General features: G+C 44.6%; 8 protein-coding genes. 6 read left to right on the top strand and 2 right to left on the bottom strand.

The window, feature by feature from the left end:
• Nucleotides 1–96: 96 nt before the first annotated feature.
• The 4 genes from ACED28_RS08410 to nhaA all read left to right on the top strand — a co-directional run bounded on the left by ACED28_RS08410 (nt 97) and on the right by nhaA (nt 5779).
• Nucleotides 97–768 (top strand): ABC transporter ATP-binding protein, encoded by a 672-nt coding sequence (locus ACED28_RS08410; protein ID WP_009847080.1) that lies wholly within the window; start codon nt 97–99, stop codon nt 766–768.
• Nucleotides 749–3202: an ABC transporter permease gene (locus ACED28_RS08415; protein ID WP_009847079.1), complete on the top strand. Its 2454-nt coding sequence runs from the start codon at nt 749–751 to the stop codon at nt 3200–3202. Before ACED28_RS08410 ends, ACED28_RS08415 begins: the two co-directional genes overlap by 20 nt.
• On the top strand, nt 3192–4340 hold the full coding sequence (locus ACED28_RS08420) for a lipocalin-like domain-containing protein (RefSeq protein WP_012604245.1): 1149 nt from the start codon (nt 3192–3194) through the stop codon (nt 4338–4340). Before ACED28_RS08415 ends, ACED28_RS08420 begins: the two co-directional genes overlap by 11 nt.
• Nucleotides 4341–4615: 275 nt before the next feature.
• Complete coding sequence (nhaA, locus tag ACED28_RS08425) at nt 4616–5779, top strand: Na+/H+ antiporter NhaA (protein WP_029222855.1); 1164 nt, start codon at nt 4616–4618, stop codon at nt 5777–5779.
• A gap of 237 nt (nt 5780–6016) precedes the next feature.
• On the opposite strand, the gene ACED28_RS08430 is transcribed toward nhaA, so the two are convergent.
• Both ACED28_RS08430 and ACED28_RS08435 read right to left on the bottom strand, forming a co-directional pair.
• A complete protein-coding gene (locus ACED28_RS08430) occupies nt 6017–6628 on the bottom strand; it encodes an OmpA family protein (RefSeq protein WP_032499350.1) in 612 nt (203 codons plus the stop codon).
• Entirely contained in the window at nt 6628–7935 is a 1308-nt protein-coding gene (locus tag ACED28_RS08435) for a TolC family outer membrane protein (RefSeq protein ID WP_017096715.1), read from the bottom strand. The genes ACED28_RS08430 and ACED28_RS08435 overlap by 1 nt, the downstream gene beginning before the upstream one ends.
• A 301-nt stretch (nt 7936–8236) precedes the next feature.
• Between ACED28_RS08435 and ACED28_RS08440 the strand changes: the two genes are divergently transcribed.
• Nucleotides 8237–12046 carry a VCBS domain-containing protein gene (locus ACED28_RS08440; protein ID WP_371709642.1) on the top strand — a complete coding sequence of 1270 codons (3810 nt, stop codon included), beginning with the start codon at nt 8237–8239 and terminating at the stop codon, nt 12044–12046.
• 439 nt (nt 12047–12485) lie between these two features.
• The gene (locus tag ACED28_RS08445; RefSeq protein WP_009847073.1) at nt 12486–13115 is read left to right on the top strand and encodes a TetR/AcrR family transcriptional regulator; all 630 of its coding nucleotides are present in this window, start codon (nt 12486–12488) and stop codon (nt 13113–13115) included.
• Nucleotides 13116–13162: the final 47 nt, after the last annotated feature.

The following is a 13162-nucleotide window of genomic DNA, read 5'->3' on the forward strand; positions in this document are numbered from 1 at the left end:
TATCGTTGGTGTGTGATCTATCTTTCAAAATACTTCCTCCTAACAGGGAATTAGTGTAGATTCTCATTCCAAATTCTAACTAATGTGAGCTGTTTAATGTTAAAGCTGTCAGACCTGTGTAAAGGCTATGTCGATGGGGGGGAGTTTCACCCTGTTTTGCAAGGTGCTGAATTAACATTAAACCAAGGTGATCAGCTGGCATTAATGGGAGAAAGTGGCTCTGGTAAGAGTACTTTGCTGAATCTTATCGCGGGTTTAGACCTCGCCGATTCAGGTGAAATCGCTTTCCCTCACTTCGATATGCACGACTCGACCGAGCGTGACCGCACCGCTTATCGTAGAAACAACATCGGTCATATCTTCCAGCAATTCAACTTGCTACCAACGCTTAACATTGCCGACAACATCCGTTTTTGCCGCCAGTTAAAAGGTTTACCTGAAGATAAGGGACTCTGGAGACAGATTCTTTCTGCTTTAGATCTTATGCCTTTGCTTGGTCGTTACCCTGAAGAAGCGTCTGGTGGCCAGCAACAACGTGCTGCGATTGCTCGTGCCTTGTATATGGAACCGAAAATTTTGTTGGCCGATGAACCAACGGGAAGCCTTGATGAGCGCAATGCGGAAGCTGTGATGCGTTTGCTGACCTCTTTGGCCCGCCAATTAGAATGTACATTATTGCTGGTGACACACAGTGAGAAAGTTGCATTGCATATGGATGGCAGAATTCGCCTACAAGGAGGGCAACTGCATGTTATGGCCCGTAGTTAAAGCGCTACTTGGTCACTATCGACGTTACCCACTTCAGATTATCTTGGTATGGCTTGGTTTAACCCTAGGCGTATCACTTTTGGTTGGTGTTACCGCTATCAACCAACACGCCAAGCAAAGTTATACGCATGGCGAAAAACTCTTTTCGAATCCTCTTCCTTACCGTATTCGACCAAAACATAACGCGAATAAAATCCCGCAAGGTTTTTACATTCAGCTTCGTCGTGAAGGCTTTCAGCAGTGTTCTCCTTTTGACCACCATAGTATCACTGATGAAAATGGTGCAAACTTTATGCTTATTGGCATAGACCCTGTTTCTATGCTTCAGCTTCAGCCTGGTGCTGCCCTAAAAGAACTCACCACGTTAGATCTCATGAAACCACCATATCCGATCCTAGTGAGTGATGATCTTGCTGAACATATGGAATGGAAGGATGGGGACTACATTCCACTTATGGATGGTTCAGAGCTAGGTCCAGTGGTAGTGGACCAAAATAACCTGATTAATGGTACAAGGTTGATTGCGGATATCTCTTTGCTCCGAATGCTTAAACGCAGTGCAGGGCTTTCCGTGATTGCGTGTTCAGACATGTCTCCTGAGAAGTTTGAACGTCTTAAAAACATGTTGCCCAATGGTTTGACAATCTCTCGCAGCTCTAAAGCTGAGCTTGAGTCATTGACTAGCGCTTTTCACTTAAATCTAAAAGCGATGGGCATGCTGTCGTTTGTCGTTGGCTTGTTTATTTTCTACCAAGCGATGTCGCTGTCTTTCATTCAGCGACAACCACTCGTCGGAATCTTGAGACAAACAGGTGTGTCTGGTTGGCAACTGACTAAAGCGCTTTGCTTAGAGTTATTGTTATTGGTTCTACTGAGCTGGATCTGCGGCAATGTATTCGGTGTCATGTTGGCAAACCAACTGTTACCTGCCGTTTCTTCGAGTTTAGGTGATCTTTACGATGCGAATGTGGGCTTAACCCTTAGCTGGAGTTGGCGTTGGAGTGGTTATAGCTTATTAATGGCGTTGCTTGGTGCATTCCTAGCGTGTGCATGGCCATTGGTTCGTTTGCTGAGGTCGCAACCGATTCGTTTGTCATCTCGTTTATCTTTGATGCGTTTTGCTGGCACTGAGTTTACTTGGCAAGCATTGATTGGTTGTGGTTTCTTGGTTGCAGCTGTCGCTGTGTATCAAGCCCCACAAACGCAAGAATCTGGTTTTGCGATTATTGCCCTGATGCTCGTCAGTGTGGCTTTGTTTACGCCTTTCTTGATGTGGAAGCTGTTCAACAGTTTGTCTTATTCACTGCGTTGGGTTCGTGCTCGCTGGTTCTTTGCGGATGCCGCTTCAAGCATGAGTTATCGTGGTGTGGCGACAATGGCGTTCATGCTAGCGTTAACAGCGAATATTGGTGTAGAAACCATGGTGGGTAGCTTTAGGGATACCACCGATAAATGGCTAACACAGCGTTTGGCTGCAGACCTTTACATTTACCCAACCAACAACGCCGCTGCACGTATGAGTAATTGGCTGTCAGAACAGCCTGAAGTCGATTCAGTTTGGTGGCGTTGGGAGAAAGATGTCGCTTCCCCTGTCGGAAGTACCCAGGTGGTCAGTACTGGTCCTTCTGAAGGCGAATTAGAAGCGCTGACGATCAAGTTAGGTATTCCGAATTACTGGTACCACCTGCATCATTCGAAAGGTGTGTTGATCAGTGAATCGATGTCTCTCAAGTTAGGGATTCGCCCAGGCGACTATATAGACCTTTATGACAGTCTTGGCTCTGGTTGGCAGGTTGTTGGTGTTTATTACGATTATGGCAACCCTTACCATCAAGTCATGATGTCACATCGAAACTGGCTATCTGGGTTTGCTGGACGCGGAAATGTCGGTCTAGGCGTCATACTCAAAGATGATGTCAATTCCGTAGGACTTCGAAGTCGATTGGAAAGCGTATTCAGGCTTGGATCTGAGCGTATTTTTGATAATAACAATATTCACAGTCAGGCGATGAGAGTGTTTGATAGAACATTCGCGATAGCTGATACATTGGGTAACATCACTTTGGTCATCGCGGTCTTTGGCATCTTTTTCGCGACGGTTGCGGGTGAAGTGTCTCGACAAAGGCATATTTCATTGCAACGTTGCTTAGGGGTCTCGGCAAAAGAGCTGATTTTTACAGGCAGCTTGCAGTTGTTTGTGTTCGGACTTATTTCTTCCTTGATTGCTATCCCGCTCGGATTGGCGTTAGCCAGCTTGATCGTCGATATTGTCATTAAGCAGTCTTTTGGGTGGTCACTCGAATTACAAGTGATTCCTTGGGACTATTTGCAGACATTTGCGTGGGCCATGGCAGCATTAATGTTAGCTGGTGCATTGCCAGTGATGAGAATGATTCGGAACACACCGATGAAATCACTGAGGGATGCGCTTTAATATGCTTCAACGAAATGGCTCAAAAAAACTCAGACACCGATTTGTTTCTGCTCTATTACTGATTGGTTTCTTTGGCACTATTTTAGGTGTCTGGGCTTACTATTCCTATTTTGTCGATGTTGGCGATAAGGGCGAGAATGAGGTTAATTCAGTACTTGTAAGTGAGCACTTCAATGTGTTTGAACCTGTATTGCCAGACCGAGGCGTTTCGTTGCCTCGTGATTTCCAGTTCCACCCAGAATTCCAGCATGAGTGGTGGCATTATTTTGCGTCTCTAAAAGGGGATGATGGGAAAAAGTACTCGGTACAGTGGAGCTTCTTTCGAATTGCAACCGATGAGCGAGAAACCTGGGGGTGGCAAAGCCCGCAGGTTTATATTTCAAATGTGGTAATTTCGTCTGAATCTAAGGTTTGGAAAGAGCAACGTTTGGCGCGTGGTGGCATTGGACAGGCGGGAATGACCAGTCATCCGTTTAGAATTTGGATTGATAACTGGAACTGGCGTGCCTTGGGTAACACACCGTTTCCAGGTCGCCTTCAAGTACAAACCGATACGTTCGGCCTTGAACTCGACACTATTGCGAAAGGGCCATACGTGCTCAACGGCGATAACGGCTATCAGAAAAAGCACGACTTATTGCCTGTCGCGTCTTATAACTTCAGCGCTCCGTTTTTATCTTTGAGTGGGGTTTTGAATCTCGACGGTGTAACGAAAGAAGTCGAAGGTACTGCGTGGGTGCATAAAGAGTGGGGCAGTGGTTTACTCGGAGTCGGTCAGCAAGGCTGGGATTGGTTCGTGTTTAATCTCGATGACGGTACTGCACTGAGCATTAACCGATATCGCCATAATCAACAATTGCCTTATGTTTTTGGAACATTGGCAACTCGTTCTGGCAAAGTGTATCAGCTAACGGACTCCGACATTTCTATCAAGCCATTACAGAATACGACGCTAATGAATGGTAGAAGAATGCCGCTCCAATGGATTATTAACGTGCCACAACACGATATCAATCTCACTACGCGTATCAAACGTAGGGATATGTGGCTGCCTTTTGTCATACCCTATTGGGAAGGGCCAATTATGGCGAGCGGAAGCCATGAAGCAACAGGCTTTATGCAGTTAACTGGCTACTAAAAAACACCTAAGGCTATCATTTGATAGCCTTTTTTTATGTTTGATATTCCGACAACCCTCGAATTATTTGTGCATACAGCCTTGGTGAACTCATCTATACTTAATTCATGGTGCATAACAACATTATGGAATATACGACGTATTGTTTAGTATTTGTAGGAAAAACCGAAGTTAAACATCCGAAGAAGTGATTATCTATCGATAGAGCTTGGATATAAACTCGTGGTTATTCTTTGTTATTCGTTTATTTAAATAATAAATATAAGGGCGAAATCATGACCGACGTCATCCGTGACTTCTTTAAATTGGAATCTGCTGGCGGCATCATACTAGTCATCGCTGCGGCGATCGCAATGTTTGTAGCAAACTCACCATTGAACGAAATGTACCAAGGGGTACTGCACAGCTATGTTCTTGGTATGTCTGTATCACACTGGATTAACGATGGCTTAATGGCTGTCTTCTTCCTTCTAATTGGCTTAGAAGTTAAGCGCGAACTGTTAGAAGGCGCATTAAAGTCTAAAGAGACAGCAATCTTCCCAGCTATCGCAGCGGTGGGTGGTATGCTAGCTCCTGCACTTATTTACGTGCTATTCAATTCAAGTAACCCTGAAGCGCTTCAAGGTTGGGCTATCCCAGCGGCAACTGATATCGCTTTCGCATTGGGCATCATGGCTCTTCTTGGTAACCGTGTACCGGTAAGCTTGAAGGTATTCCTACTAGCGTTGGCAATTATCGATGATCTAGGGGTTGTTGTTATCATTGCACTGTTCTACTCAGGCGATCTATCGACGCTTGCACTAACGGTTGGCTTCATTGCAACTGGTGTGCTGTTCATGCTAAACAACAAGCATGTAACGAAGTTGAGTGTTTACCTTATTGTTGGTGCAATTCTGTGGTTCGCAGTATTGAAGTCAGGTGTTCACGCAACATTGGCTGGTGTAGTCATTGGTTTTGCTATCCCACTGAAAGGCAATAAAGGAGAGCGTTCTCCGCTGAAACATCTAGAACATGCTCTGCACCCATACGTCGCTTTTGCAATTTTGCCAATCTTCGCATTTGCAAACGCAGGTATCTCACTAGAAGGCATCTCAATTTCAAACCTTACAGGCATGCTACCTCTTGGTATTGCTATGGGTCTATTGGTTGGTAAGCCTCTGGGTATCTTCCTATTCAGCTGGGGTGCTGTGAAAACGGGCATCGCTAAGCTTCCTGAAGGTGTGAACTTCATGAACATCTTCGCGGTATCTGTGTTGTGTGGTATTGGCTTTACGATGTCTATCTTTATTTCATCGCTAGCATTTGGTCCAACGAACGCAGATTTTGATACGCTTGCTCGATTAGGTATCCTGATGGGCTCAACGACCGCAGCTATCTTAGGTTACTTCCTGCTAAGTATTTCTCTACCGAAAACTAAGCATCAAGAAGTAAAGCTATAATTGGTAGGTAAAAGCATAATCGGTAGTAGGTTCGCTTAAGAGGGAGCCTACTCACTGAGTAACAAGTCAATTTCTGAGTAGCAAGAAGAGTCACAGAATCACCTTTACGATTCATGTGACGACAAAGAACAAAAAGCCGTGATGGGTAACCCTATCACGGCTTTATTGATCTTGAAGCTAAGCTGTATTTGTAAGCGAATTTACCTTACATCTTGCGCTTTCAGTGATGATGTCACGTTACTTTTCTAGTGTGGTAAAAATGGTCCACTCTTCAACGATCTGCTCACTTAACCCAACTACGGTCGCGGTTACCTTACGATTCAGTGCGTGTGAAGTAGGATCGTCACCATCGTTTTCTAAGCGTTCTTCACCATAGCCAACAATTCTCACGCGCTCTGGTTCTATACCATTCGAAAGTAACTCATCTTGTACATTGTTTGCTCGTTTCTTTGACAAGTCTAAGTTGTATTCGTTGGAGCCCACTTTACTGGCGTAACCTTGGATTTCAATTGAAGCGCTTTTGTAGTTTTCAAGAAACTCTGCCATGGTGCTAATTTGGCTAGAAAATATTGGGTTTACTTCAAATGAGTCATGAGCAAAGAGTATTTTCAGCTGTCGTACTTCTTCTGCTCGAATTGTTTCACCACAGCCATCATTGTCGACTTGTGATGTTTCTGGTGTACCAGGGCAGGTATCTCGCGCGTTTACTACACCATCTTTATCATCGTCTTGTAGATCGGCAATTTGTTCAGCTTCGGGCGTCTCGATGTAGGTTTCTCGCTGCTGATTGGAGCAGGCAAATAAAGTCATCGTTAATACGGGAAGTAATAAGTAAGTTATTTTCATCATTAATACTCCACGGCCGTTGTCCACTCTTCCGGTATATCAACCAGCAGAGCATTCAATAAAGAACCTGTAGCGTTCATCACTCGGTATTTAGCGTACTGCTCCGAATAATGGGCATCCAGATAATCTTTGCGTGCTTCAAACAGTTCGTTCTCAGTATTGAGCAGGTCAAGCAGAGTACGTTTACCTATTCGGTATTGTTTTTCATAGGCGATAACGGTTTCTGAAGCTGAATCAACATGGTCGGACAAAAAGTTTTTCTGTTGCAGTGTGAGATCTAAGGCGCTCCATGAGAGGCGAAGTCCTTCTTCGACTTGGCGATAAGCACGATCTCTAAGATCTTTCGCCTTATTGAGTTGGTAAGCAGAAGCTTCTGAATTGGCGCTGTCTGTACCACCATTGTACAAGTTATACCGCATTCTCAGCATTGCGAGCGTTTCTTGACTTGAACCTTCATCGCCTCCTGCATCATCACGCCATGACTGAGACGCTTCGATAGAGAATGTAGGATAGTTTACGCCTTTGGACTGTTTATATTGAAAATGTGCTGCGTCGACATCTGCCGCCGCTATTTTAATTACAGGGTGTTTATCTAAAGCGTCAACTAGGGCATCTGACAATGACAGTGGAATCCAAGATATGTCGGCCCTTGGGTAAATCAGACCTAGCGGTTCTTGTCCTACAACTCTTCTAAATTGGGTATGTGTGTCGATCAAATTATTCTGGGCGGCTAATAAGTTACCATGAGCTTTTGCAATCCTAGCTTCTACTTGCGAAACGTCTGCGGTAGAACCTATGCCTGAACTCGCTCGTTTTTTTATGTCTTTATAGATTTTCTTGTGTATCGCAAGGTTACTTTCTGACAGCGCCAGTACCTCAGTCGCTTTTACTGCGTCGAGATATATTTGTGTTACCTCCAGTGCTTTGTCTTCGGCATCGGCTATCAATTGCAAACGAACTGATTCGGCTTCTGCAGCGGTACGGTCAATATCGTTCAGAGTCGAAGAACCATCCCACAGCAATTGAGTGAGGGAAATCGTTGCTTCCTTTCTTGTTAGATCCGTGTCTGGACCGTTATTTGGTGCAGGGTTTATACCTTCATAACCAATACCGGCATCAAGGTCGATACTCGGCCTGTATGCCCCACCAGAGGCGTCATTACGCTTTTTCACGCTCACATATTCGTTAAAGATGCTTTTTATCTCTGGATTCGTTGCCAGGGTAATAGCCACAGACTGTTCCAGAGTTTGAGCGGCGAGTGGTGCTGCAGCAACTAAGCAACACATTATGGATAATTTAAACAATTTCAAAGTAGCTCTCCTTCTACTTTCAATGCCTCATCCGTTTCCCAACCTACGTTTACCGTTGAATTGAGTGAATGGTATTAAACGAAGCTTAGGACATTTGCAAAAAAATGCGAAGTTTGTTGTTTTTTTTTTGAATGTAAGTCGCTATTGCTATTGACTAATTTAAAAAGCATCGCATTTCCATGCCTTTAGTGAGTTGATTATCAATAATGCCACTACTAAATTTATTGTAGGAAATAGCCACAGCGCAGAGTGGGATTGGATCCGCGTTTGGTGTGTTCTGGGCAGAAGTGGGAATATGGATATGGGAAATATCAACCTAAGTATACTAGGTCTTGCGAACGGCGTTATAGTGCTCGACGCTCAAGGCCAAGTTAGACGTTTGCCTCCGGGCGAGCAACCAGCTGCTAGCGACGTCATTGTCACTGTCGAAACAACTGAAGAGAGCGTGCCAAACGTTTCTGCACGGTTTGTCGATGACCAAGGTCAGCAAAACGTGATAGACACTGATGATGCGATCGCTCAAGTTCAACGTGCTATTGAAGAAGGGTTTGATCCAACAGAATTGGGTGAAGAGTTTGATGCCGCAGCAGGTGAGCAAGGCTCAAGTCTAACCAACAGCGGTAGGATTGAACGTACAGGGGCTGAAACTCTGGCTTCAACAAACTTTGAAACTGACGGACTTGAATCTCAAGGGTTGTCCGAAACTCAAAGTATTGCTCTTTTCGATATCATTGCTCTTGCGCTTGTTTCAGGTGAAACCAACGTTATTGAGTTTGAACAGGATGAGCCTATTGAAACCGGGGGCGCTTTAACCATTGACGATCCGGACGTTACCTTTATCGCCAAAGATGCGGAAGGCGAAAATGGGTTCGGGTCTTTTGTCGTTAATGAGGATGGCTCCTGGACATTCGTGGCCAACAGTCCATTTGATGAACTTGCTGATGGCGAGCAAATTCAAGATACGACGACAGTGCAAACCTCCGACGGTGGCGAACAAGTCATCACCGTCACCATCATTGGTACTGATGATGCGGCAGTCGCTACCGATGACTCGGGCAGTGTGACTGAGGACATTGATGTAGATGAGATCACCAATCAATTAGTGACGTCTGGTCAGATCGTAATTACAGATGTAGACAGCGACACTCCTACCTATTCAGCTGACGGTGAGTTTAACCTCGTAGGTTCAACAAACGAATCACAGCTAGGCGTATTGAGCATCGACCCTGATGGTGCTTGGACTTACGTAGTTAACAACGACGATGTTCAGTACTTGGATGACGATGAATTCGTTACTGAGGTTTATACCGTGACAGCCAGTGACGGTACCACTAGCGAAGTGACTATCACTATTAACGGTGCCGATGATCCATCTGACATAACTGTTGGTGAAGGTGATTCAGACACAGGAGAAGTGACTGAGGATGTGGATGTTGATCAAGAGAGCAACAACTTAGCGACGTCAGGGACGCTAACCATCACCGATGTCGACGATAACGACGTCGCTGCTTTCGAACCAAACGGTGTGTTTAACCCAGAAGGTTCGACCAATGATACCGCTCTGGGTGTTTTGACCATTACCGATGGTGGCGAATGGACTTACGTCGTCAACAATGATGATGTGCAATACCTTGACGACGATGAGTTTGTTACCGAGGTTTACACTGTTACTGCGATTGATGGAACCACAAGTGAAGTAACCATCACCATCAATGGTGCTGATGATCCATCCGAAATTACTGTCGGGGAAGGTGACTCAGACATGGGTGAGGTGACGGAAGATGTCGATGTTGATCCGGAGAGTAACGACTTGATGGCGACGGGAACACTGACGATTACCGATGTTGATGCTAATGATGTCGCGGCTTTTCAACCTAACGGAACGTTTAATCCTGAAGGTTCGACCAATGATACTGCGTTGGGTATGTTGACCATTACCGACGATGGTGAATGGACTTATGTCGTAGACAACGACGATGTGCAGTATCTCGATGATGATGAGTTTGTCACCGAGGTTTACACTGTTACTGCGATTGACGGAACCACAAGTGAAGTGACCATCACCATTAACGGTGCTGATGATCCATCTGAGATTACGGTTGGGGAAGGTGACTCAGACATGGGTGAGGTGACGGAAGATGTCGATGTTGACCCGGAGAGTAACGACTTGATGGCGACGGGAACACTGACGATTACCGATGTTGATGCTAACGATGTCGCGGCTTTTCAACCTAACGGAACGTTTAATCCTGAAGGTTCGACCAATGATACTGCGTTGGGTATGTTGACCATTACCGACGATGGTGAATGGACTTACGTCGTCGACAACGATGATGTGCAATATCTCGATGACGATGAATTTATCACCGAGGTTTACACGGTTACTGCGATTGACGGAACCACAAGTGAAGTGACAATCACTATTAATGGTGCTGATGATCCATCTGAGATTACGATTGGGGAAGGTGACTCTGACGTGGGAGAAGTGACAGAGGACGTCGATGTCAATGAAGATACCAACGAACTCTCGGTGTCTGGTACTTTAACGATTACTGACGTCGACACGAGTGACATGCCTGCATTTAAACCTAATGGCGTGTTTACCCCTGTTGGATCTACTTATGCACTTGCACTAGGAATGTTAACGATTACTCCTGAAGGGGCATGGAGTTATGTCGTTGATAACGATGCGGTTCAATACTTGAACGATGACGACACGGTTATTGAGCGATATGTCGTCACCGCCATCGATGGTGTAGAGCATGTTATCGAGATAACAATCAATGGTGTCAATGACGCACCTGAAGCGACCAGCTTTACGGTCGTTAATGATGAGGACGCGATTATACCTATCCTCTTCGATTCTGAAGATGGCGGCATGCCAGATTACATCTCAGATATAGAAGATGATCATGACGACATTCCGCTTCATATTCGGATAGAAAGTTTGCCAACCAACGGCAGCCTTTTGTATACCGATGAAAATGGCGTCACGAGAGAAATTGTGCAGTCTGACGTCGACAACGGTGTGTTGTTTGTCCCAAACAATATCAGCTTCGTTGCCGGGCCTGGAGAAATGTTTGAAATGGGCTTCAGTGGTGACCCTGACGATATGCCAGAGCTCGTTGATGGTTTCTATAATTGGGGCGTCGCGGTGTCACCAACCGAAAGACTTATTACCCTAGATAACGGCAATACGATTACGGTTACGATTGAAGACAACAATAATAAGCCTTTGAAACAGTATCAAGGTGAACAGTCTCATGTCGGTTTTGGTATTGGTGATACCGATGGTAGAGGTATGAACAAACAGGAGACCTTAGTCCTCGATTTTACGAATAATCCATTAGGGGTTGTTGATTTTGGTCTAGATGGTTTGGGTGGTTCATTTAACACCAATAGTAATGTTTATGTTGAAGTACTCTATACCTTTGCAGATGGTACAACGCATACAGAGCAGTATCAGAAAGACCCCGGAGACACCGGAAACAGCCAAATACTTTATGATTTCAGTTATTCATCACCAGATAATCCGATCGTTGGAATGGAGTTGTCATCGACAGGGGGCAGTTGGGAGTTACGCTATGTCCAAGGTAACGAGGCGGTAACTGAAGACCCGCAGTTTGATTATGTCGCGGTCGACTCTAATGGCGCAGAAAGCACGGTAGAGACGGTCAACATAGATATCGAAGAACCGCAGCAATATAACGTGATCAGTGCAGCGAGTAATGAACCTTTGTATGCCGAGTCAGGCAACGATCTGCTGATTGGAGATAGCGGAGACAACATCTTCACTTGGCTAGACTCTACGCTCGACAATGGGACCGATATCATTAAAGACTTTGAGCTTTATACGGAGGGCGCCGGTGATCTGATTGACCTCAATGATCTACTTGAAGACCCACAAGATGAAACTCAAATGGCCGAGCTGCTTGGCATGATTGAAGTGTCTGTTGATGGAGACGATATCGCACTATCGATTCCAATCAATGGCGGCAGTGATACTCAAACCATAGTGGTTGAAGGTATTGCAACGGAAATGGGAGCTTCGGTTGATCTCGGCAATGATCTTTCGGTGCTAGCCGAGTTAATCAAAAATGATGCTGCCTAGTCGGATCGTGAAATGCTTTGAACTTTAATGTAATGAAAGCCTTCGGTTTCGAGGGCTTTTTTGTGTCTACTATTAACCTAAAAAAACACCGTGATCTTAGACAAAAAAAAGCCCAAACCAACGCGGTTTGGGCGGATACAAGTATAGGAGTTAATAAGGAAAATGCAGTAATTAAGAAAACAGTGAGAAACAAGTTTGACGGCCTGTTAAACATCTAAATACGCTGTTTTCTACTTAATTTATGACCCTCGATTATCATTTCAGTTCCCCAAAAAATTCATTAATTTTCTCTTTTTAATTAAACGCGTCTCTATTCAATCGCTTAGAACGTAATGCTTATAACTGGTACGACCAATTTGTGAAAATGTGATGTTGCTTGCTTGTTAAATAAATGTTCTAAGCGTATATTTCAAACAGTTGTTTAATACGAGTGATTGAAATGGCACCAAGAAGTACAACCAAAGACAAAATCTTAGATGTGGCTGAAGGCTTATTTGCTGAGCACGGTTTTAATGACACCTCTTTACGCACGATTACGAGTAAAGCCAATGTCAATCTTGCTTCAGTGAACTACCACTTTGGCGATAAGAAGACTCTGGTTCGTGCGGTACTCAATCGTTACTTAGAAGCATTTATGCCAGCATTGCAAGATGCACTAGTGAACTTAAATTTGAACGAAACGTATTCTATGAGTGACGTGTTTGAGTCTTTAAGGCAGCCACTAAGGGCACTCAATGATGTAAGGCCAAATGGTACGAGCCGATTTATGTTACTCATCGGTCGAGGCTATACAGATGTGCAAGGCCATTTGCGTTGGTTCATTACTACTCGTTATAGCGAAGTACTGACTTTGTTTACCAACTCAGTAATGAAAGCTAATCCCAACCTCACTCAAGAACAGTTATTTTGGCGATTGCACTTCACCCTAGGGACTTGTGTATTCACCATGGCATCTAGCCAAGCTCTAATAGAAATTGCAGAGAATGACTATGACAGAAAGATAGATGCTAAGGCAGTGGTCGATATTCTTATTCCATATTTGGCCGCTGGCATGTCAGCAAAAGAATAAAACAATAAAAAGCAAAATATTCACAAACAATATAGTGAACAAAAGGA

The organism is Vibrio sp. 1F253 (genome assembly GCF_041439295.1).
Lineage (GTDB): Bacteria > Pseudomonadota > Gammaproteobacteria > Enterobacterales > Vibrionaceae > Vibrio > Vibrio tasmaniensis_A.